This window comes from Buttiauxella sp. AC038, assembly GCF_979253565.1.
Map to the genome: position 1 here is coordinate 2971598 of NZ_CEEDCQ010000001.1, position 22198 is coordinate 2993795.

The 22198-nt window shown below is 51.4% G+C and carries 16 protein-coding genes, 1 other RNA gene and 1 pseudogene; 11 read left to right on the forward strand and 7 right to left on the reverse strand.

The features are described 5' to 3' along the window. Nucleotides 1-6: 6 nt before the first annotated feature. The 5 genes from eutQ to ydiJ all read right to left on the reverse strand — a co-directional run bounded on the left by eutQ (nt 7) and on the right by ydiJ (nt 5172). On the reverse strand, nt 7-699 hold the full coding sequence (gene eutQ / locus AC0IXI_RS14085) for an ethanolamine utilization acetate kinase EutQ (RefSeq protein ID WP_134183091.1): 693 nt from the start codon (nt 697-699) through the stop codon (nt 7-9). After that, nucleotides 696-1157, reverse strand: coding sequence for a EutP/PduV family microcompartment system protein (gene eutP, locus AC0IXI_RS14090; RefSeq protein ID WP_232864313.1), 462 nt, complete (start codon nt 1155-1157; stop codon nt 696-698). The genes eutQ and eutP overlap by 4 nt, the downstream gene beginning before the upstream one ends. Nucleotides 1158-1162: 5 nt before the next feature. Beyond that, a complete protein-coding gene (eutS, locus tag AC0IXI_RS14095) occupies nt 1163-1498 on the reverse strand; it encodes an ethanolamine utilization microcompartment protein EutS (RefSeq protein WP_134183095.1) in 336 nt (111 codons plus the stop codon). 210 nt (nt 1499-1708) lie between these two features. Next, a complete protein-coding gene (gene menI / locus AC0IXI_RS14100; protein ID WP_471682629.1) occupies nt 1709-2119 on the reverse strand; it encodes a 1,4-dihydroxy-2-naphthoyl-CoA hydrolase in 411 nt (136 codons plus the stop codon). Next, the gene (ydiJ, locus tag AC0IXI_RS14105; RefSeq protein ID WP_471682630.1) at nt 2116-5172 is read right to left on the reverse strand and encodes a D-2-hydroxyglutarate dehydrogenase YdiJ; all 3057 of its coding nucleotides are present in this window, start codon (nt 5170-5172) and stop codon (nt 2116-2118) included. Before ydiJ ends, menI begins: the two co-directional genes overlap by 4 nt. A gap of 331 nt (nt 5173-5503) precedes the next feature. Between ydiJ and ydiK the strand changes: the two genes are divergently transcribed. Both ydiK and rprA read left to right on the forward strand, forming a co-directional pair. Beyond that, complete coding sequence (gene ydiK, locus AC0IXI_RS14110; RefSeq protein ID WP_064518327.1) at nt 5504-6604, forward strand: AI-2E family transporter YdiK; 1101 nt, start codon at nt 5504-5506, stop codon at nt 6602-6604. A 211-nt stretch (nt 6605-6815) separates the two neighbouring features. Next, nucleotides 6816-6920: antisense sRNA RprA (gene rprA / locus AC0IXI_RS14115), an RNA gene on the forward strand. 124 nt (nt 6921-7044) lie between these two features. Here the strand turns inward: rprA and AC0IXI_RS14120 are convergent. Further along, on the reverse strand, nt 7045-9435 hold the full coding sequence (locus AC0IXI_RS14120) for a glycoside hydrolase family 3 N-terminal domain-containing protein (protein WP_471682631.1): 2391 nt from the start codon (nt 9433-9435) through the stop codon (nt 7045-7047). A gap of 322 nt (nt 9436-9757) precedes the next feature. On the opposite strand from AC0IXI_RS14120, the gene AC0IXI_RS14125 reads away from it, so the two are divergent. Next, nucleotides 9758-11155: a glycoside-pentoside-hexuronide (GPH):cation symporter gene (locus tag AC0IXI_RS14125; protein ID WP_134183103.1), complete on the forward strand. Its 1398-nt coding sequence runs from the start codon at nt 9758-9760 to the stop codon at nt 11153-11155. Between the two features lie 48 nt (nt 11156-11203). Here the strand turns inward: AC0IXI_RS14125 and ppsA are convergent, their stop codons facing one another. Further along, nucleotides 11204-13615, reverse strand: a complete 2412-nt coding sequence (ppsA, locus tag AC0IXI_RS14130) for a phosphoenolpyruvate synthase (RefSeq protein ID WP_413498458.1) — start codon at nt 13613-13615, stop codon at nt 11204-11206. A 284-nt stretch (nt 13616-13899) separates the two neighbouring features. Between ppsA and ppsR the strand changes: the two genes are divergently transcribed. The 8 genes and pseudogenes from ppsR (at nt 13900) to AC0IXI_RS14170 (ending at nt 22193) form a co-directional block, all read left to right on the forward strand. Beyond that, nucleotides 13900-14733 (forward strand): posphoenolpyruvate synthetase regulatory kinase/phosphorylase PpsR, encoded by an 834-nt coding sequence (ppsR, locus tag AC0IXI_RS14135; RefSeq protein WP_471682632.1) that lies wholly within the window; start codon nt 13900-13902, stop codon nt 14731-14733. Between the two features lie 159 nt (nt 14734-14892). Next, nucleotides 14893-15939: a 3-deoxy-7-phosphoheptulonate synthase AroH gene (gene aroH / locus AC0IXI_RS14140; RefSeq protein WP_134183107.1), complete on the forward strand. Its 1047-nt coding sequence runs from the start codon at nt 14893-14895 to the stop codon at nt 15937-15939. 203 nt (nt 15940-16142) lie between these two features. Then, a complete protein-coding gene (gene hemP / locus AC0IXI_RS14145; protein WP_064518311.1) occupies nt 16143-16307 on the forward strand; it encodes a hemin uptake protein HemP in 165 nt (54 codons plus the stop codon). Between the two features lie 287 nt (nt 16308-16594). Further along, nucleotides 16595-18571, forward strand: coding sequence for a TonB-dependent hemoglobin/transferrin/lactoferrin family receptor (locus AC0IXI_RS14150; RefSeq protein WP_471682633.1), 1977 nt, complete (start codon nt 16595-16597; stop codon nt 18569-18571). Nucleotides 18572-18580: 9 nt separating this feature from the next. Beyond that, nucleotides 18581-19611 (forward strand): annotated as a pseudogene (locus tag AC0IXI_RS14155) (hemin-degrading factor). After that, entirely contained in the window at nt 19608-20423 is an 816-nt protein-coding gene (locus AC0IXI_RS14160; RefSeq protein ID WP_471682634.1) for a heme/hemin ABC transporter substrate-binding protein, read from the forward strand. The pseudogene AC0IXI_RS14155 and the gene AC0IXI_RS14160 overlap by 4 nt, the downstream one beginning before the upstream one ends. Nucleotides 20424-20434: 11 nt before the next feature. Further along, nucleotides 20435-21421: a FecCD family ABC transporter permease gene (locus AC0IXI_RS14165; protein ID WP_280643834.1), complete on the forward strand. Its 987-nt coding sequence runs from the start codon at nt 20435-20437 to the stop codon at nt 21419-21421. After that, nucleotides 21414-22193, forward strand: a complete 780-nt coding sequence (locus AC0IXI_RS14170) for a heme ABC transporter ATP-binding protein (RefSeq protein ID WP_471682635.1) — start codon at nt 21414-21416, stop codon at nt 22191-22193. Before AC0IXI_RS14165 ends, AC0IXI_RS14170 begins: the two co-directional genes overlap by 8 nt. Nucleotides 22194-22198: the final 5 nt, after the last annotated feature.

A 22198-nucleotide genomic window follows, 5' to 3' on the forward strand; every position in this document is an offset into this window, starting at 1 on the left:
CTCGCCTTAGCATTCCTGCCAGTTGGCAGGCCAGGCAACATAAAGAAAACGAACGTGCCCTGGGGTGCCAAATTCAATACTGGAGCCTTTCGGGATAAACATCACATCCCCGGCTTTGCCGATAAGCGTTTCGCCTTCGTGGCGAATATGTAATTCCCCTTCCAGTACCATATCGATTTCGTCGTAATTCAGTGTCCAGGGGAAAAAGCCGTTTTCCCACTGCATAAAACCCGCGGCCATGCTGCTGCCATCTGCGCCTGTCACCAGATCAGTTAGCCCAACGCACGGCTCTTGCGCACCATCGAAACGACCAAACTTTACCGAGCTGCCATCAATGACTTTAATTCCGCCCTTACCTGTGACAGCGTTGAAGCTGGGCTGCATTCCGGTGCTCGAACGGGTTTTCTGTTTCTGTTCTTGCTCAACTTTATCGATGAGTTGTGCCATCAGGCTTTCCGTGAACTTGCCTTCAGGTAACTGAGAGATGATTTCTTCACGAATACGCTGGCGTTCAGAACGAGGCGGCGTATTGTCTGCTGCCACCGGGCTCGCCCCCTCTTCGACTAAGGTTATCTCGAGTTGGTCGGCAACCACGCGGGCTTCGGGCGTGACAATCGACTCTTTTAGCACGAAAGCGATAGTTTTAAGGCCACGAGTCTGGGCTTCACGAACATCGTTTGCAGTAATCAGCTTTTTCATTGAACAGGTTCCTTCAGGCCTGCGACTTCGGCCAGATAATCCTCAAGTTGCCTGACGCTCTCAGCATCCAGGCTGTTCAGTGCAAATATTGGCGACGTAAATCCTGAGTCAATTAACATCGCCTGCGTTTGGGCAATATTTGCATCGGGCAAATCAATTTTGCTTATTACCGCAACCTGTTGCAGGTGCGGGTAAATATCCAGTAAACCGGCGGGAATACGGCACTGCGAATCATTGGCAGCATGGACATATATCAATAAATCCGCATCAATCAGGGTATTTATTAATGCACAATATAAACGTGGGTGACTGATAAATTCCCCCGGCGTATCAATATTCCCTGCATCGCTAAATTCAACCGCCTGAGTTTTTCGCGCCAGTGAATAATTTCCCTGTAATGCGTTAAACAGCGTTGTTTTTCCCGCGCCCACGGTGCCGACAAAAACGATGCGTTTCATCAGGCCTAGCTCCGCGTCATGGTACAGACGGTATAGCTAAGAATGCTGCTCAGGCCGGTAATCGTTTGTTGTAATGCTTCTTCTACCGATCCGACCGAACCGTAAACCACCAGTGCGCCGCTAAATCTGTCCAGAAAACCTATTTGTACGCTGGCGGCTTTTGTGGCGAGATCACCTGCTATCATTGCCGTTTCACCGGGAGTCAGCGTCATAATGCCAATGGCTTCAGCACCGGGCACACCTATTTTCTTTGCCAGTTCTTCGCCTGGGTGGGCAATTAAATGCGCCAGTGTTACCTGTTTTCCAGGAACAAATTCCTGAATAATGCGTTCCTTTTCCATTGCGCCTCCTGAAGAATTACCGCCATGCTGACAATAAACCGCAAAAGGGAATAACAAATTTCGGCAACTAATTGGGAAAGGTGAAGTGGATCACTCAATAAATACAGAAAAGCACGGTTATTCATTTCAGGATGTAAATAAAAAGCGGCGGGATAATACCCCACCGCCATTATTATTTATTTTTGAATAATTCCAGGCTCAGGCTATTTATCACACCACCGCGGTTGTTAAGCGCGATGTGCAACAAAGCCGCCCTTGCTCATCGCTGATTTCGATTTGCCAGACCTGGTGCCTGCGCCCAACATGCACTGCAGTACAAACACCGCGCACGATACCTTCACGCGCGGAACGCAGGTGGTTGGCATTAACCTCAAGCCCGACAATTTTCTGCTCACCATCGGTACACAAGTACCCGGCCACAGAACCGAGTGTTTCAGCTAACACCACCGACGCACCGCCGTGCAACAGGCCAAATGGCTGGCGAGTGCGGTTATCAACCGGCATAGTGGCTTCCAGCTCGGTTTCTGTGATGCGGGTAAATACGATACCCACATGCTCCACCATATTGTCGGCGCCCATTTTATTAAGCGCATCCAGGTTTACTTCACGTCGCCAGATCATCCCATAATCTCCAGTAGTGCCTGTAGCGGATGGCGAACACCGTTGCCTTCCACACGTTTGACCTGGCTGCGGCAGGAATAGCCGGTTGCCAGGCAGCGTTGGCGCGGCAGGCGCTGCATTGCCTGGTGCCACGAAAGCTCGTAAATCCCCAGTGAGTTAGCATGGTTTTTAACTTCATGCCCGTATGTTCCCGCCATGCCGCAACAGCCGACGCTGACATTTTCAAGTTTTGCGCCCAGGCGTGCAAATATCGCCGCCCACTGGTTTGGCGCAGTGGGTAGCGCGGTGACTTCGGTACAGTGACCAAACAGATACCAAGACTCACCACCAACGCTTGTCATTTCACGGTTTTCCAACACAGCAGGCAACCATTCATGCACCAGTTGAACGTGGAAATCACCGCGTTCTTCACCGAGCGTCTGCTTATATTCGTCGCGATAGCAGAGCACCAGAGCCGGGTCGACCCCTACCATTGGCATTCCCAATTTCGCAATGCGGTTGAGGAATTCAGAGGTTTTACGGGCGGTGCGAGCGAATTTTTGCAGGAAGCCTTTGATGTGTTGCGCTTTGCCGTTGGGTGAAAACGGCAGCACCACCGGCTCGTATCCCAGCTTTGTCACCAGACGCACAAAATCTGCCACCACTTGCGCATCGTAGTAACTGGTGAACGGGTCCTGAACCACCAGCACCGTTTTAGCTTTCTGCTCAGCGCTGTAGCTCTCAAGCTGTTCAAGTGTGGTATTTGCTGAAGTGTGCCCTACTAACTGCTGCTGCAACGATGGCGTCGAGAGCATTGGGAGATCGATCATGCCGATATGTTTCGCAGATAGATTGCGTACCCACGGCTGACTCATAAAGAAGTTGAAGGTCTTTGGCGCACGCGCCATTAACGGTGCGTAGCTTTCGACGGTTGCCACCAAATGATCACGCATTGGGCGCAGATAACGGGTGTGATAGAGCTGCAAGAAGCGAGAGCGGAATTCCGGCACGTCGATTTTAATTGGGCATTGCGTTGAACACGCTTTACACGCCAGGCAACCGGACATCGCCTCTTTCACTTCGTGAGAGAAATCATATTCGCCTTTGCGTGCATGCCAGGAGTTGCGTGTGCGTTCGATGAGCGTGCGTAAACTGGCACGTTTTTCCGGCATCTGTTTTTCGAGTGCATCCGGGTCAACGCCACGATCGGCAAGCAAACGCAGCCATTCACGCGTTAACGCCGCCCGCCCTTTTGGTGAGTGAATACGGTTGCTGGTGATTTTCATCGACGGACACATCGGGCTTTTCACATCGAAGTTAAAGCACAGACCATTGCCGTTACACTCCATTGCACCGCGCCATGAGGTGCGCACCGCAATCGGGATTTGCCTGTCGAAAGTACCGCGCTTCACCGCATCGACCTGCATCATTGGGTCATCTACACCTAACGGCGGGCAGATTTTCCCAGGGTTCAGGCGGTTGTCGGGGTCGAATACCGCTTTGATACGACGCAGTTCTTCGTATAACGTTTCGCCAAAGAATGCCGGGCTGTATTCAGCACGGAAACCTTTACCGTGTTCGCCCCACAACAAACCGCCATATTTCGCGGTGAGCGCAACCACATCGTCAGAAATACGCTTCATCAGCACTTCCTGATGAGGATCGGTCATATCCAGCGCCGGACGCACGTGTAAAACGCCTGCATCGACGTGGCCGAACATGCCGTAACTCAGGTTATGGCTATCAAGCAATGCGCGGAACTCAGTGATGTAATCGGCCAGATGTTGCGGCGGTACACAGGTATCTTCCGCAAACGGAATGGGTTTCGCCTGCCCTTTCGCGTTACCCAGCAGGCCAACCGCTTTTTTGCGCATGTTATAAATGCGCTCGATGCCTGCCAGTTCGGTACAAACCTGCCAGCCGATAACGCCACCTTCGCCTTGTGAAATCAGCGAATCGAGACGCTCACATAGTGAAGCAACCTGGCCTTCGATGAGCTCGAGGTCATCACCGGCAAACTCCACGATATTCAGACCCAGCATCTCTTTGCCAGGAACGTCGGTGATTAATTCACTGACCGAATGCCAGACGATATCCTCACGAGCCAGGTTGAGGACTTTTGAATCGACGGTTTCGACGGAGAGCGCACGGGCTTCTACCATAAACGGCGCGTTGCGTAGCGCGGAGTCGAAGGAGTCGTACTTGATATTCACCAGGCGACGCACTTTTGGCAGACGCGTGATATCCAGTTTCGCCTCGGTAATAAACGCCAGTGTGCCTTCTGAGCCGCAAAGAATACGTGTCAGGTCGAACTGCGAAAGATCGTCGTTGAAGACGTGGCGCAGATCGTAGCCGGTCAGGAAGCGGTTAAGTTTCGGGAATTTATCGATAATCAACTGGCGATGTTCGCGGCAACGCCCAAGCACCGTGCTATAAATCCTGCCGGTTGGGCTTTCATCGCGCCCCATTTCTTCAGCAAGCATTGTCGCCATCGGGTGTGTGTCGAGAATATCGCCCCCCAATAACACAGCACGAACGCCCATAACATGGTCAGACGTTTTACCGTAAACCAATGAACCTTGCCCCGAAGCATCGGTATTAATCATCCCGCCGAGCGTGGCCCGGTTACTGGTGGAAAGTTCCGGTGCAAAAAAATAACCGTACAGCTTTAGGTATTGGTTAAGCTGATCTTTAATGACGCCCGCTTCGACCCGCACCCAACCCTGCTCGGGGTTAATTTCAATGATGCGATTCATATAGCGCGACATATCGACAACGATGCCTTTGTTCAAAGACTGACCGTTAGTGCCGGTGCCGCCACCGCGTGGTGTGAAGACCAGAGTTTTGAAGCGTTCTTCAGAGGCCAGTCTGGCAAGTAATGCCACGTCTGCTGTAGAACGAGGGAATAACACCGCATCTGGCAACAGCTGATAAATACTGTTGTCAGTGGCCATAGTAAGCCTGTCAGCGTAGCTGGTGGCGGTATCGCCGGTAAAACCTTGTTGTTCCAGTGCCTGCAAAAAATTGAGCACCAATTGAACAAGACCTGGTGCCTGAGAAATTTGTGGGATCATTGACTTTCCGACCCTGCCTGACGTTGTAAGAGTTGTGAGTTATCGTTTGCGTTTATTAATTCTAATACCCTAAATAATTCGAGTTGCGGGAAGGCGACAAGGCCGTAAGTCCCCAGGAGCATAGATTGCTATGTGACTGGGGCACTCGGGTGCAGTCAACACACCTGCGGCTCGAATTATGACGGGTATTCGTTTTTAACACATTTTATTCAGACATTCCCGTCTGTTTTGTACCTGTCCAAAATCGAGGAAATACATCATCATTAACACATCCGCTTCGCGGTTTTAACGTGGCGTTTTGCCCGTTATCAGTAATTAAGGGATTTTATCTATGGTTAAAGTGAGTCAGCCAAAGGATCTGCTACAAATCCTGCTGTCGGTGTTGTTTATCTCGGTGATGATCATCGCCTGTTTGTGGATAGTCCGCCCATTTGTTCTTGGTTTTGCCTGGGCAGGTACAATTGTGCTCGCCACCTGGCCACTGATGCTCAAAGTTCAGAAATTATTGTGGGGAAAACGCTCGCTCGCCGTTCTGGTGATGACGCTATTGCTGTTGATGTTGTTTGTTATTCCGGTGGCGTTGCTGGTGAACAGCCTGGTGGATAACAGCGGCCCGGTTATTGATTGGGCCACCAAAGGCAATATGGAGTTACCGAAGTTTGAGTGGCTTAATACCATTCCGCTTATTGGCGACAAACTCTACGCAGGCTGGAATACACTGGTCGAGAGTGGTGGTAGTGCGATTATGGCGAAAGTGCGTCCATATATCGGCACCACAACAACCTGGTTCCTGGGCCAGGCGATACACGTAGGCAGTTTCCTGATGCATTGTGGTCTGATGCTGCTGTTTAGTGTGCTGCTGTATGCGAAAGGTGAAACGCTAGGTAATGGGATTCGCCACTTTGCATTCCGCCTCGCGGGAACGCGTGGTGATGCCGCTGTATTACTAGCTGGACAAGCGATTCGCGCTGTAGCACTTGGTGTAGTTGTCACCGCACTGGTTCAGTCGGTTTTAGGTGGCGTGGGGCTTGCCATCTCCGGTATCCCAAATGCGACACTGCTAACCGTAGTGATGATGTTATGTTGCCTGGTGCAAATCGGCCCATTGCTGGTGCTGGTGCCCTCAATCGCCTGGTTGTACTGGACTGGTGATAACACCTGGGGCACGGTGCTGCTGGTATGGAGTTGCGTAGTCGGCACGATGGATAACTTTATCCGTCCGGTACTGATTCGTATGGGTGCGGACTTGCCGATGATCCTGATTCTTTCCGGCGTTATCGGTGGGTTGATTGCCTTTGGCATGATTGGCTTGTTTATCGGGCCAGTTCTACTTGCAGTCTCTTACCGTTTGATTTCGGTATGGATGCATGAGGCACCAGCGCCGCAGGATGACCCGAATGAAGTCGTGGAAGTCCTTGAAGAGCACGAATAAGTACACCACCTAAAACGAATGTTGCTCCTACAGTTGTAGGAGCAACATAACCAAACTGATTAACACTACTTATCAATTTCAGGCTTGAATCCCTCCCCAGAACTCCTTGATGCATCAAACATCCCGTAATGTGACCCCAACCGTTTACTTTCTATTAACTATTGAGACGAATCCGAGTGACGCTCCAGGATGAGATGCCTACTATTACTTCACGGCTATGAATCAACACATTGATTTATAAGCATGGAAATCCCCTGAGTGAAACAACGAATTGCTGTGTGTAGTCTTTGCCCATCTTCGATGGGCTTTTTTTTGCGTGCCGTTTTGCCCGTCATACTTTGCGCTACAGCGGCGTTGGCTACACTCGCTCACCCCAGTCACTTACTTAAGTAAGCTCCTGGGGATTCGTTCACTTGCCGCCTTCCTGTAACGCAAATTATTTAGGGCATCTTTTGTAGATTCTCTACTTCGCAATGACTTACCATGCGCCACTTTCCGCTGATAACCCGCGTATCACCAGTGACCCGCACGATTCCCGAGCTTTTAATATCCGTACTCGACGCGCCAACGCGAATGTCAAACTCGCCGGCTTCAACGATACGCTCGCCTTTGCGGCTGGTGAAATTCAGCATATCCGTGGGAATGTGAAAGGTGAGTTTTGCCCTGCCGCCAGGTTCGAGGTGAACGCGCTGGAAGGCTTTTAGCTCTTGCACCGGGCGCACCATGGAAGCCACTTTATCGTGAACATAAACCTGCACCACTTCGCTACCGGCAGCGGTTCCGCTGTTGCGAACGATGACACCAACAGTCACCACGCCGTTTTCGTTGGGAACGTTTTCGCTTTCGATATGTAGCGGGCTGTAGTCGAACTCAGCCCAGGTTTTTCCGTAGCCAAACGGGTAACGCGTGCCAAAATGGAAGGCAAACGGCGTACCACCACTCTTCAGTTTATGGTTGTAGTAATACGGCATTGCCCCGGCGCTTTTAGGAATGGACACCACCAGGCGGCCGCCAGGTTCTGCACGCCCGGTAATAATATCGGCAATTGCATGGCCGCTCTCTTGCCCTGGAGCCCAGGCCATCAATAGCGCAGCAACGTTATCTTCCTGGCCGCCTAAGTTGTACGGGCGCCCTCCAGTCATCACCACGATCACCGGTTTGCCGGTAGCAACCAATGCATCGAGTAGTTGTTGCTGCACGCCCGGTAGTTCCAGGCTGTCAGTATCCGAACCTTCGCCGACTGTTCCGCTCTGGAATAAGCCGGATAAATCTCCCACGCACAGCACCACAACATCGCTTTGATCAGCGGTTTTCACGGCGTCCGGAATCAGTGAGGTATCGTGTGAAACCGGAGAGGCTTGCATCGGTTTTCCACCGCTGTCACCGGGGAAAACTGGCGCGCCAGCCATGCGTTTTTCGATGATGTGGCAGCCTTTGGCATAACGCACGTTATCGCGACCAAGTTGCCGTTGAAGGGCGTCTAATGGCGTGGTGACTTGCGATGTTTGTTCAAGCATATCGCTGATAATCAGATGCACCGGGAAGCTATAGCCGCTCAGCAGCGCGAGCGGGTCATCAGCCGTCGGGCCAATCACCGCCACGCGCGGGTGCCCTTTCAACGGTAATATGCCGTCGTTTTCAAGCATCGTGATTGAACGTGTCGCCACCTCACGCGCAATCTGTACGGTAGATTCACTTTGCAGCACGACACCGTTTTCATCGCGATAAGGGTGCTCAAATAAGCCCAGCCGGAACTTCTCTTTTAGTACGCGAGCCACAATCTCATCGATTTTTTGCATCGTGATGAGGCCGCGTTCTACCGCTTCAGAGAGATGGCGCGCGCAATCATCTTTTGGTAATTCCACATCCAGACCGGCATTAAACGCCAGCGCCGCAGATTCCGCTGCATCATGTGAAATACCATGATGTTGATGCAACAGACTCACACCGCCGTAATCCGCCACAATCAGGCCGTCAAAGCCCCATTGCTCGCGCAAAATTGTGGTCATTAAGAATTCGTCAGAATGCCCTGGCTGATTATCAATATCGTGATAAGCCGGCATGACCGAACCGGCATTTGCGAGCTTCACCGCCATCTCAAATGGCAGCAGGAAAGTATCGTTTAACTCGCAAAAACCCAGATGAACCGGTGCATGATTGCGAGCGCCTTCGCTAAACGAGTGGCCGACATAGTGTTTCAGCGTTGCCAGCAGGTCGCGGTTTTTGCCCTGCAAACCTTTGACGTAATGTGTCGCCATCATGCCCACAAGCCACGGGTCTTCACCGAATGTCTCTTCCGTGCGCCCCCAACGTACATCGCGCGAAACATCCAGCACCGGAGCCAACCCCTGATGGCAGCCAGTTGAACGCGCTTCTTCGCCAATCGCAGCAGCCGCGCGCTCAATCAGATCCAAATCCCACGTCGAGCCATAGTTAAGTGATGACGGAAATAAGGTGGCATCTTTGCACAACAGGCCCACCAGACACTCTTCATGAAACAGCGCCGGAATGCCCAGCCGCGTTTCTTCTACCAGTGTTTTCTGTAAGCGGTTAGCGGCACGCACGCCCTCTTTAGCATCAACAATGTGGGTTCCCAGTGGCCGGGTAATTTGCCCCACACCCAGTTTGAGCCGTTCGGCAAGTGCAGATTGTTCTGTCACCCCTGAAAATTCATCGCTTAAATCTGTGCGCTCCCGGTGGTTACCATCGCTCGATAAAATCAGCCAGTACGCATGCATTTGGGCAAATTTTTCTTCCGGCGTCATGCGTAACATCAGGTCAGCGACACGTTCATCTACCGGGCGGCGAGCATCCTGATAAATTGCAGGCATAATATTCCCCTTTCGAGTTCAGCCATCCGCGAAACTGTTCGCGGAGATGATTTTTAATCATCAATATGGGTGATGAGTGCGGGTGCAAACAATTGCCAGAATAACCTGCAAGATTACGTTTTTTGGTTTTAAGTGATAAATGTGATGGGTTTCAAAAATATCCATGAAATAAAACCTATTCACGACGAGGAGAATCAAATAAGAGATAACTCCGTCACAGTTGGTAAGAAACATAAAACACAAATAAAAAATTACAATACTCATCTTAAGTTTCACCACATATAACTAAGGACATATTCCGGCTCTTAATAAAGGTGAATGTATGTCGGTGTTAACTGAAAAAATTACCATCAAAGAAAAACTGGGTTTTGGGCTGGGCGATGCGGCAAGTCACATTGTCTTTGACTCTTCCGTTGCTATTCTCGCTTATTTTTATACCAATATTTATGGTTTACCTCCTGCGGTCATGGGGACTCTATTTTTACTCGTCAGAGTACTGGACGCGATTACTGACCCTATTATGGGTGCGATTGCCGACCAGACAAAAAGCCGCTGGGGGCGCTTCCGCCCATGGTTATTGATTATCTGTATCCCGTTTGCAGTCAGCTGTGTGCTGGTTTATTCAACGCCTGATTTTGAACAAACCGGTAAAATTGTCTACGCCGTATTTGCGTATATATTCATGACGCTAATGTACACCGCGATCAATATCCCTTATTGCTCATTAGGTGCTGCGATTACTTCTGACCCTCAGGAAAATCTTTCCCTGCAATCATGGCGTTTTGCCATTGCGCCAATCGGCGGTGCGATGGGTACGGCGCTGATTCTGCCACTGGCTGATTTCATCTCCCCAACTGACAGAGCTACGGGTATGCAGTGGGCAATGGGCATCTTCGGTGTAATCGGCTGTATCATGTTCCTGGTCTGTTTTTTCACTACTCGCGAACGAATTACGCCAGTGAAAGAAGAAAACCTGAATATTATGCGCGACGTAAAAGTTTTATTAAAAAACGATCAGTGGCGTATTTTGTCTGTTTATAACCTTGCGATGTTGTGCGGTGTCGTCGTTCGCGGGAGTTTACTGGTCTATTTCGTACAATATATCCTTAATCAGGGCAGTGGCATTATTTCGATGTTCATGCTTGCCACGACTATCGCTGCCGTATTCGGCAGTTTATTTGCAAAGCATCTCGGTAGCTGGATGTGTAAAATTCGCGCCTCCATTTGGGTGAACGTGTTAAGCGCATTAATCGGTTTATTGTTCCTCGTACTGCCGACAAACTACTGGGTGCCCGCATTCATCGTGCATATTGCCCTTAATATATTGCAGGGTATAAATGCCCCTCTGCAATGGTCAATGATTACCGATGCTAATAACTACGGTGAATGGAAAACTCAGCGTCGAATTACCGGAATGAACGTCGCGGCGAATATATTCATTATTAAATTAGGTGTGGCGATTGGTGGTGCATTAACCGGATGGGGTCTGGCCTGGTTTGGTTATCAGGCAGGTGTAGAGCAACAATCAGCTGAAGCCGTCCGTGGTGTATTGATTCTGTTTACCGTACTACCGGCAATTTTCTACATCATTACGGCTATTTCGATTCACTATTACAAACTTACCGAAGAGAGAATGAACAGTATTGTGGGTGATTTGCGAATGGGTAAATTCCAGAGCGAAAGCGGAGTTACCGGAGTAATGACACCGAAAGCATTATGATAAAAAAGGCTCCTCAGCAATGAGGAGCCTTACTATGATGAATATTAATTATTTTTGAGATTCCGCCAGACTTAACCAGGTTTGCACCACCGTATCCGGGTTCAGGGAAAGACTATCGATCCCCTCTTCCATCAACCAGGCAGCAAAATCTTCATGGTCAGATGGGCCCTGGCCACAAATACCCACATATTTACCCTGCTTCTTCGCTGCTTTAATCGCCATCGACAGCAGTGCTTTCACCGCGTCGTTGCGCTCATCAAACAGTTCAGAAACCACACCAGAGTCGCGGTCCAGCCCCAGCGCCAGCTGAGTCATGTCGTTTGAACCAATGGAGAAACCATCAAAATATTGCAGGAACTCATCTGCCAGCAAGGCGTTAGATGGGATCTCACACATCATGATAATTTTCAGTCCGTTCTCACCGCGTTTCAGCCCCTGGCGTTCCAGTTCTTCAACCACCGCTTTGGCCTGCGCCACAGTTCGCACAAACGGCACCATTACTTCGACGTTAGTCAGGCCCATGTCGTTACGTACCCGTTTCATTGCAGCACATTCCAGCGCGAAACAGTCGCGGAAGCTGTCAGCCACGTAACGGCCTGCGCCACGGAAACCAAGCATCGGGTTTTCTTCATGCGGCTCGTAACGCTCGCCGCCCACCAGGTTGGCGTATTCGTTAGATTTAAAATCAGAAAGACGCACGATAACGCGCTTCGGCCAGAATGCCGCGCCGAGTGTCGCAATCCCTTCCGTCAGGCGACCGACGTAAAATTCAACCGGGTCGTCATAACCTTTCATCATTTCGCTAATTTCTTTTTGCAACGCAGGCTCTTGCTGGTCAAATTCCAGCAGCGCACGCGGGTGCACGCCAATCATGCGGTTGATGATAAATTCCAGACGCGCCAGCCCCACGCCTTCGTTCGGCAGGCAGGCAAAATCAAATGCGCGATCCGGGTTACCGACGTTCATCATGATTTTCAGCGGCAAATCCGGCATGGTATCGACCGTAGAACTTTTGATGCTGAAATCCAGCAGTTCCTGGTAGACATAACCGGTATCCCCTTCGGCGCAGGAAACCGTCACGTTCTGGTCTTCGCTCAGGCGTTCTGTCGCGTCACCGCAACCCACTACCGCTGGAATACCCAATTCACGGGCGATAATCGCCGCGTGACAGGTGCGCCCACCGCGGTTGGTGACAATTGCCGCCGCCTTTTTCATGATTGGTTCCCAGTCCGGGTCAGTCATGTCGGTGACTAAAACATCACCTGGCTGAATGCGGTTCATCTCACTGATGTCATGAATGACTTTGACCGGACCGGCACCGATGCGATGGCCGATGGCACGTCCTTCAGCAATGATTTTTCCCTGGGAATGCAGCTGGTAACGCTCCATCACCTGACCCTGAGAACGCACGGTTTCCGGGCGAGCCTGGACGATAAACAGCTTGCCGGTGTGCCCATCTTTGGCCCATTCGATATCCATCGGGCGGCCGTAGTGTTTCTCAATTTGCACCGCCTGCTTCGCCAGTTCCTGCACCTCTTCAGGCGTGATAGAGAACTGGTCGCGGTCGGCTTGCGGTACATCTTCAATACGCACCTGCTTGCCATGCTCCTGGCTTGGAGCATAAACCATGCGGATTTTCTTCGAGCCCATATTGCGGCGCACAATCGACGGTTTGCCGGCAGCAAGCGTAGGCTTATGAACGTAGAATTCGTCAGGGTTAACAGCACCCTGCACCACCATTTCACCCAGGCCATAAGCGGAGGTGATAAACACCACCTGGTCAAAACCGGATTCAGTGTCGATGGAGAACAGCACACCGGATGATGCGAGATCTGAACGCACCATGCGCTGCACGCCAGCCGAGAGCGCAACGCCACGGTGGTCGTAACCCTGATGAACGCGATACGAAATAGCGCGGTCGTTAAACAGGGAAGCAAAGACGTGTTTCACGGCAACCAGCACCGCGTCATAACCTTGTACGTTGAGGAAAGTTTCTTGTTGTCCGGCAAACGACGCATCGGGCATATCTTCGGCGGTTGCAGAAGAACGCACGGCAAAAGAGGCATCTGCATCGTCTGAAGAAAGCTGTTCGTAGGCATCATGGATGGCTTTTTCAAACTCAGGCTGGAATGGCGTATCAATTATCCACTGGCGGATTTGGGCACCGGCTTTGGCAAGCTCAGTCACATCATCAATATCCGTTTTATCCAGTAATTCATAGATACGCTGGTTCACGCCACTTTGGTCAAGAAACAAGTTAAATGCTTCGGCCGTGGTGGCAAAACCATTCGGCACGGAAACACCCATACCTGAAAGGTTAGTAATCATTTCACCCAGAGAGGCATTTTTGCCCCCGACCCTGTCTACATCATTCATGCCGAGTTGGTTGTACCAAAGCACCAGCGGTGACGAGTTGGACATCGAAACAATCCTTTTGTGATATATGAATGAGAAATACATTACCTCCCTTTTAGATTGGCATAATTAGATGAGGGAATAAAACAGGTGAATCGTTCAAGCAAAATAAAAATTTGAATTTTTCAGATATATTTACATATTGCCTAACTTGTTGATTCTTAATTTAATCCCTATATTAATAAAGGTTTATTGAGATAAGTAAAAATGAACCGGGCATTTCATTAAAAATAAAAACTACGTTTCAGTTTTAAAAATGAAATGAGATTGATCCAGAATGGAAGGTTTTAATTTATGCTTCAGCCTATGTGAAATATTTCAGGAAAAAAATGGATAACTCAGCAGACAGGCAAGTTTTTTATATCTCCGATGGCACCGCAATTACCGCCGAAGTCCTTGGACACGCGGTTATGTCACAGTTTCCTGTTGCCATTAACAGCATCACGCTGCCGTTTGTTGAAAACGAAAGCCGGGCCAATGCAGTGAAAGAGCAAATCAATGCGATTTACCAGCAGTCTGGCGTACGCCCGCTGGTCTTCTATTCCATCGTATTACCGATCATTCGCGACATTATTTTGCAAAGTGAAGGTTTTTGTCAGGATATTGTGCAAGCGCTGGTTGCCCCTTTGCAGCAAGAATTAAAACTTGAACCCACGCCGATTGCCCACCGAACGCATGGTCTGAACCCGGGTAATTTAATCAAATATGATGCGCGTATCGCCGCCATTGATTACACACTCGCTCATGATGACGGCATTTCAATGCGCAACCTCGATCAGGCACAGGTGATTTTACTGGGTGTTTCGCGCTGCGGAAAAACACCCACCAGCTTGTACCTCGCTATGCAGTTTGGTATTCGCGCCGCAAACTACCCGTTTATTGCCGACGATATGGATAACATTCAGCTGCCAGCGGTACTTAAGCCTTTGCAACATAAGCTCTTTGGTTTGACGATCAACCCGGAGCGCCTTGCGGCAATCCGTGAAGAACGCCGGGAAAACAGCCGTTATGCCTCGATGCGCCAGTGCCGTCTGGAAGTGGCGGAAGTCGAAGCACTGTTTCGCAAGAACCAGATTCGCTACCTGAACAGCACTAATTATTCGGTTGAGGAAATGGCGACCAAGATTCTGGACATCATGGGACTGAATCGTCGTATGTACTAACAAACTAGTTCACAAGTTCAATTTTGTATGTCAGGCTGTACGCAATCTGGTGGTAACGATTCAGTTTTACGGTTGAATTCAACATAGATTGGTTTATCGTGACAGCCATCACTTCCCGGTACTCCTGCCGAGCTGAAGACAAAATTTTTGAGACACCCAATGAATAAAACAGATGAATTGCGCACCGCGCGCATCGATAGTCTGGTCACACCTGCGGAGCTGGCACAGCGTCTGGCTGTTTCCCAGGAAGTTGCGCAAAACGTAACAGCCTCACGCCGTCGTATCGAAAAAATCCTTAATGGTGAAGATAATCGCCTGCTGGTGATTGTTGGTCCTTGCTCCATTCATGATCTGGATGCGGCAATGGATTACGCCCGTCGATTGCAGACTGCGCGTGAGAAACACCAGCATCGTCTTGAAATCGTGATGCGTACCTATTTCGAAAAGCCGCGCACCGTAGTGGGCTGGAAGGGACTGATTTCCGATCCAGATTTAAACGGCAGCTACCGCGTCAACCACGGCATCGAACAGGCACGCCGCCTGTTGTTGCAGGTCAATGAACTGGGTGTTCCGACCGCAACAGAATTCCTCGATATGGTGATCGGCCAGTATATTGCCGATTTGATTAGCTGGGGTGCCATTGGCGCACGCACTACCGAAAGCCAGATCCACCGTGAAATGGCCTCCGCCCTTTCATGCCCGGTCGGCTTCAAAAATGGCACCGATGGAAACACGCGTATTGCGGTAGACGCGATTCGTGCCGCCCGCGCCAGCCATATGTTCCTTTCGCCGGACAAACACGGCCAGATGACCATTTACCAAACCAGCGGCAACCCGTACGGCCATATCATCATGCGCGGCGGCAAACAGCCGAACTATCACGCAGCCGACATCGCCGCTGCCTGCGACAGCCTGCATGAGTTTGATTTGCCAGAACAACTAGTGATCGATTTCAGTCATGGCAACTGCCAGAAGCAGCACCGTCGCCAGCTCGAAGTTTGTGAAGATGTCTGTAACCAGATTCGTAATGGTTCGCGGGCCATTGCGGGTGTGATGGCTGAAAGTTTCATTCGTGAAGGCACACAGAAAATTGTTGCCGGACAGCCACTGGTGTACGGCCAATCAATTACCGACCCTTGCCTGAACTGGGAAGACACCGAAACGCTGCTCGATATGCTGGCAGACGCAACGGATAGCCGTTTCTAAATTTTCGGTGGATGACAATCATCTGCCCGATAACCGCATTTCCGAGGTCGGATTAGCGTAAGCGACATCCGACCTTTTCCCCTCTTCCGCTCAAAATTGATCCATTCACAAATTTCTTACAAATAACACTTGATGATGAAACATAGTTTATTGATAATGATTATCATTGTTACATTGATTGTCATTTGTAAACAGAGTGAAACATGGATAAAGCATTCACCCCTACGAATCCGCAATCTGCGGCTGGCCCACGTCAGATAGACAGCAAACTTTTGCTCGGCCCTGACGGACGCGTGGTTATTGTCCACGAAGGCCAGCAGTATCATTTACGACAAACTCAGGCCGGGAAGCTAATCCTGACCAAGTAAATCCCTTTCATACTTCAAGTTGTTGATGCGTTGGCGACTCGCCTTCCTACAACTCGAATTATTTAGGGGGAACAGAACCGAAATACAACCCAAATTATTTCTCCGAAATAGTTCGAGTTGCATCGCGGCGGCAAGGGAACGAATCCCGATGAGCTTACATAAGTAAGTGATTCGGGTGAGTGACGCAGCCAACAAAGATGCGGCTTGAAATATGAAGGAGAAACGCAAGCCACCCAGGTTTTTCCCAGGCAGCCAGCGCTTTTAAATTTTCTTATGGAGATTTGCGCATGCCTGCTTTACACACAGTCGGCTTCCGTCTGTCATTACTGACTGTTGCGGTTTTTTCTGCCCTGCCCGCTTTCGCGAAAGACGATCAAATGACCGTGGTGGCCACCGGCAACCAACGCAGCACATTTGAAGCGCCAATGATGGTCACCGTCATTGACGCCACTACCCCTGAAAGCCAAACCTCATCATCTGCCGCTGATATGTTACGCCGGGTGCCTGGGATCACCCTTTCCGGCACTGGCCGCACCAATGGTCAGGACGTCAGCATGCGCGGTTACGATCGCCGTGGCGTGTTGATGCTGGTTGATGGCGTACGCCAGGGCACGGACACCGGGCATCTAAACAGCACGTTTCTTGACCCGGCATTAATCAAGCGTATCGAAGTGGTGCGCGGCCCGGCAGCTCTGCTGTACGGCAGCGGTGCACTCGGCGGCGTGATTTCTTATGAAACAGCCGATGCCAGCGATTTGCTGTATGAAGGCCAGAACAGTGGTTTCCGCGTGTTTGGTAGCGGTGCGACGGGCGATCACAGTGTCGGAATGGGTGCCAGCGCCTTTGGTCGCACGGATGACCTTGATGGACTGGTTGCGTGGTCGAGTCGCGACCGTGGCGACATTCGTCAGAGCGACGGCGAAACTGCGCCAAACGACGAAAACATCGGTAACTTCCTGACTAAAGGCACCTGGTATATCGACCCGGCGCAGTCACTTGCAGGCTCTTTGCGTTACTACAATAACGCCGCGCAGGAGCCTAAAAACCCGCAAACCACGAATGCAGACCCGAGTAACCCGATGGTTGACCGCTCGACCATTCAGCGCGACGCACAGCTGAAATACCACATTGGGCCGGACCAAAGCGATTGGCTAAATGCCGATGCTACCGCCTACTGGTCTGAAGCGCGCATCAACGCGCAGGGCCAAACTGATGGTGCTGAGTTCCGCAAGCAAACCACCACTGGTGGAAAAGTCGAAAACCGCAGCCGTGCATTTACCGACAGTTTCGCAGCCCACCTGCTGACTTACGGCGGTGAGTATTATCGTCAGGATCAAAAACCTGGCGGCAACACCACGGGCTTCCCACAGGCCAACATCGACTTCGGCTCAGGCTGGTTGCAAGATGAAATCACCCTGCGCGATCTGCCTGTTTCCCTGTTAGCCGGTACGCGTTATGACAATTACAGCGGCAGCAGCGAGGGCTATGACGATGTGAACGCCGATAAATGGTCATCTCGTGGCGCACTGTCCATTACGCCAACCGACTGGTTGATGCTGTTTGGTTCTTATGCCCAGGCATTCCGCGCCCCGACCATGGGCGAAATGTATAACGACGCGAAACACTTCTCTATCGGCACGCGTTACACCAACTATTGGGTTCCGAACCCGAATCTGCGCCCGGAAACCAACGAAACGCTGGAAGGCGGTTTTGGCCTGCGCTTCGACGATTTGATGCTGGCGGATGATGGCCTCGAATTTAAAGCCAGCTACTTCGATACCAAAGCAAAAGACTACATTTCTACCACCGTCGATTTCGCCAAAGCGACCACCATGTCCTATAACGTTCCTGATGCCAAAATCTGGGGTTGGGATATGACGGCGAAGTACACCAGCGCGTGGTTCAGCCTTGATCTGGCTTATAACCGCACCCGTGGTAAAGACACCGGCACCGGCGACTGGATTTCAAGCCTGAACCCGGACACTGTCACCAGCATCCTCGATGTTCCGGTGGCACAAAGTGGCTTCTCCGTAGGCTGGGTTGGCACTTTTGCTGAACGCTCAACGCATATCAGCAGCAGCTACAGCGCGCAGCCGGGTTACGGCGTGAACGATTTCTATGTCAGCTATACAGGCCAGCAGCAGTTGCGCGGGCTAACTACTTCCCTGGTACTGGGTAACGCCTTTGATAAGGAATACTGGTCGCCACAGGGGCTCCCACAAGATGGCCGTAACGGCAAAATCTTCGTTAGTTATCAATGGTAAGGAAGCAATATGACTCAGCGTTATGAAAACTGGTTGCAGCTCAAACAACAGCACCCTAAAAAATATGCTCGCGACATCGCAAAACTGATGAACATTAGCGAGGCCGAACTGACTCATGCCCGCGTTGGGCATGACGCCTGGCGCTTAAAGGGGAAGTTCGTGACATTCTTGCAAGCCTTGAAAGCGTGGGCGAAATTAAGTCCATCTGCCGTAATGAGTATGCGGTGCATGAACAAGTTGGACGTTTTGAGAACCAACAACTTCACGGCCATGCCGGGCTGGTTCTTAACCCCCGCGCGCTGGATTTGCGTCTATTTCTGAACCAATGGGCTTTCGCATTCCATATTCGTGAGGAAACTGCTCGCGGTGAACGCCAGAGCATTCAGTTTTTTGACCATCAGGGTGATGCGCTGTTGAAGGTGTACACCACCGACAACACCGATTTCGCTGCCTGGGGCGATATGCTGGCGAAGTTTATTTATGCCGATAATCCGGAGCTTGAGCTGCAAGCCGCAGAACAAACCGTGATGACGCCTGCGGCTGATGGAAGCCTGGTTGAAGCCGAGTGGCGCAGCCTGCGTGACGTGCATCAGTTCTTTGGTCTGCTCAAACGCCACCAGCTAACACGCCAGCAAGCATTTCGCCTTGTCGCTGAAGACCTGGCCTGCCAGGTTGATAACAGCGCACTGGCGCAGCTGTTAGCTCAGGCGAAACAAGATCAAAATGAAATTATGATCTTCGTCGGCAACCAGGGCACCGTGCAGATTTTCACCGGTAAGGTGGAAAAAGTTGTGCCAATGGATAACTGGATCAATATCTTCAACCCTCAGTTCACCCTGCACTTGATGGGTGACACCATTGCTGAAAGCTGGGTGACGCGTAAACCAAGCGGCGATGGCTTCGTGACAAGCCTGGAACTGTTTGCGGCTGACGGCACGCAAATCGCGCAGCTTTACGGTCAACGTACAGAAGGCGAACCTGAGCAGCAGCAGTGGCGCTCACAGCTGGAAGTATTGGTAAGCAAAGGGCTGGCCGCATGAAACGCTGGTTAATTGCCCTGCTTGCAATGCCAGTGATTGCGAGCGCCAATGAACGAGTAGTGGCAATTGGCGGCGACGTAACGGAAATTGCCTACGCATTAGGTTCGGGCGACCAACTGGTCGCCCGGGACAGCACCAGTCTGCATCCGCAGGCTGCAACAAAGCTGCCTGATGTCGGATATATGCGCCAGCTTAATGCCGAAGGGATTCTGGCTATGCGCCCGACGCTGGTACTCGCGAGTGCACAGGCCAAACCTTCGCTCGCACTTGAGCAAGTCGCCAGCAGCCACGTCAAAGTGGTCACTATTCCGGCGAGTAATTCGCTGGATGCTATCGATGAGAAGATTGACGCAGTCGCGCAAGCGATGGGGAAAACGGCTCAGGGCGATGCTTTGCGCAAGCAAGTGCATAGCAAACTGGCGTTGATTCCGGAAAAACCATTGCCGGTGAAAGTGCTGTTTATCATGAGTCACGGTGGCATGACTGCCATGGCTGCCGGGCAAGAAACGGCGGCAGATGCCGCCATTCACGCCGCAGGTTTGCAAAATGCGATGCAAGGTTTCAAACGTTATCAGCCAATGTCGCAGGAAGGCGTTATTGCTAGCCAGCCGCAATTGATACTGGTGACAGCAGACGGTGTGAAAACGTTGGGAGGTGAAGATAACGTCTGGAAACTGCCGGGGCTTGTGCAAACTCCCGCAGGGAAAAGCCGTCAGCTGTTAGTCGTGGACGATATGGCGTTGCTTGGTTTCGGCCTGCAAACACCCGATGCGATCCTTGCATTACGTAAAAAAGCGGAGCAATTGCCTTGATACGCCGTCCCCTGCCCCAACGCGCTCTGCTCGCCATGATTCTGGCGTTACTGGCGCTGTCTTTGGTTGCTGCCAATTTAGGCGCTATGCGCCTTTCTATCGCCGTGTTGTGGCAAGCCCAGGATGAAGCGTTGCGCCATATCTGGCTCAATATTCGCTTGCCGCGCGTGCTGCTGGCGACGCTGGTTGGCGGTGCACTGGCGCTTTCAGGCTGCGTGATGCAGGGGCTGTTTCGCAACCCGCTTGCTGACCCAGGTTTACTTGGGATCAGCAGCGGTGCGGCACTGGCAGTCGGGTTTTCAGTAGTCCTACCAATCGCACTACCGGCAGTCCTGGCATTATATGTCCCAATGCTTGCGGCATTTGTTGGCAGTCTCGCGGTCACGCTGGTGATCTTCTTCTTAAGCCGCCAGGGTAACAACAGTCTTTCTCGTCTGTTGCTGGTGGGGATCGCCATAAATGCATTATGTGGTGCGGCGGTCGGCGTACTTTCCTGGATCAGTAACGATGCCCAATTGCGCCAGTTATCGCTTTGGGGCATGGGCAGTCTTGGGCAAGCCCAGTGGTCAACCTTACTTGCTACCGCTTCGTTTATTCTCCCGGCTTCGCTGGCTATCACGTTTCTGTCCAGACGCCTTAACCTGTTACAGCTTGGAGATGAAGAAGCCCATTATCTTGGCGTAGATGTCAAAAAAACCCAACGGCACCTGCTGATTTTAAGCGCGTTGTTAGTCGCAGCAGCCGTCGCCGTAAGCGGTGTGATTGGCTTTGTTGGTTTAGTCGTTCCGCACTTAGTACGGATGTGGCTAGGTGCCGATCATCGCTGGCTTATTCCCGGATCAGTGCTGGCTGGCGCAATGCTCCTGTTGGTTGCCGATACCCTCGCCCGCACGCTGGTTGCACCCGCTGAAATGCCCGTTGGACTGCTTACCAGCCTGCTTGGCGGCCCATGGTTTTTAGCAATGATTTTCCGCCCAGGGAGGGAAACTGATGGCTGATTTACTGCAGGCGAAAAACGTTACGTTTCGCCCAGGCGAGCGAAAATTACTCGATGACATTAATTTGACGCTGGCTGCCGGTGAAGTCGTGGCACTAATCGGCCCTAACGGTGCCGGAAAATCTACGCTGCTGAGGGTACTGACTGGTTTCCAGCCACCAGACGGTGGCGAAATTACCCTTGCTGGGCGTCCACTAACGGCATGGTCTGGAGATGCTCTGTCGCGTAAACGTGCAGTCATGCGCCAGCGCAGCGGTATGGCGTTCAGTTGGGCTGTTGAAGATGTGATTGCTATGGGGCGTGCGCCGTGGCCGGAGAAAGAGACTAAATCTGTCGTCAAGGAAGTGATGGCGCTAACGGGGTGCGATACGCTTGCCGGGCGCGATTTCTGCCAGCTTTCTGGCGGTGAACAACAGCGCGTGCAACTGGCTCGTGCACTGGCGCAACTATGGCTGGATGGGCAACCCCACGGCTGGCTGTTTTTAGATGAGCCGACCTCCGCGCTCGATCTTTATCATCAGCAACATATCTTGCGTTTACTGCGCCGTTTATCGCTGATGGGAACATTGTCGGTTTGCGTGGTGCTGCATGATTTGAACTTGGCCGCACTGTGGGCTGACCGGATTATATTGCTACATGAAGGGAAGCTGGTGGCAAATGGTACGCCGCAACAGGTGCTGGAAGAGTCCACGCTACAGCGTTGGTATAAGGCGGATTTACGGGTATTCAATCATCCAGAATACCCGGTGCCTCAGGTTTGGTTACAGCAGTGACATCC

Excerpts from the sequence above, each read along its gene's own strand:
- AC0IXI_RS14170 (WP_471682635.1), top strand. The coding sequence starts at position 21,414 with ATGGCTGATTTACTGCAGGCGAAAAACGTTACGTTTCGCCCAGGCGAG.
- ppsR (WP_471682632.1), top strand. The coding sequence starts at position 13,900 with ATGGATAACTCAGCAGACAGGCAAGTTTTTTATATCTCCGATGGCACC.
- ppsA (WP_413498458.1), bottom strand. The coding sequence starts at position 13,615 with ATGTATTTCTCATTCATATATCACAAAAGGATTGTTTCGATGTCCAAC.
- AC0IXI_RS14125 (WP_134183103.1), top strand. The coding sequence starts at position 9,758 with ATGTCGGTGTTAACTGAAAAAATTACCATCAAAGAAAAACTGGGTTTT.
- menI (WP_471682629.1), bottom strand. The coding sequence starts at position 2,119 with ATGATCTGGCGACGTGAAGTAAACCTGGATGCGCTTAATAAAATGGGC.
- AC0IXI_RS14150 (WP_471682633.1), top strand. The coding sequence starts at position 16,595 with ATGCCTGCTTTACACACAGTCGGCTTCCGTCTGTCATTACTGACTGTT.
- AC0IXI_RS14160 (WP_471682634.1), top strand. The coding sequence starts at position 19,608 with ATGAAACGCTGGTTAATTGCCCTGCTTGCAATGCCAGTGATTGCGAGC.
- AC0IXI_RS14120 (WP_471682631.1), bottom strand. The coding sequence starts at position 9,435 with ATGCCTGCAATTTATCAGGATGCTCGCCGCCCGGTAGATGAACGTGTC.
- aroH (WP_134183107.1), top strand. The coding sequence starts at position 14,893 with ATGAATAAAACAGATGAATTGCGCACCGCGCGCATCGATAGTCTGGTC.
- ydiJ (WP_471682630.1), bottom strand. The coding sequence starts at position 5,172 with ATGATCCCACAAATTTCTCAGGCACCAGGTCTTGTTCAATTGGTGCTC.
- eutS (WP_134183095.1), bottom strand. The coding sequence starts at position 1,498 with ATGGAAAAGGAACGCATTATTCAGGAATTTGTTCCTGGAAAACAGGTA.
- hemP (WP_064518311.1), top strand. The coding sequence starts at position 16,143 with ATGGATAAAGCATTCACCCCTACGAATCCGCAATCTGCGGCTGGCCCA.
- ydiK (WP_064518327.1), top strand. The coding sequence starts at position 5,504 with ATGGTTAAAGTGAGTCAGCCAAAGGATCTGCTACAAATCCTGCTGTCG.
- eutQ (WP_134183091.1), bottom strand. The coding sequence starts at position 699 with ATGAAAAAGCTGATTACTGCAAACGATGTTCGTGAAGCCCAGACTCGT.
- eutP (WP_232864313.1), bottom strand. The coding sequence starts at position 1,157 with ATGAAACGCATCGTTTTTGTCGGCACCGTGGGCGCGGGAAAAACAACG.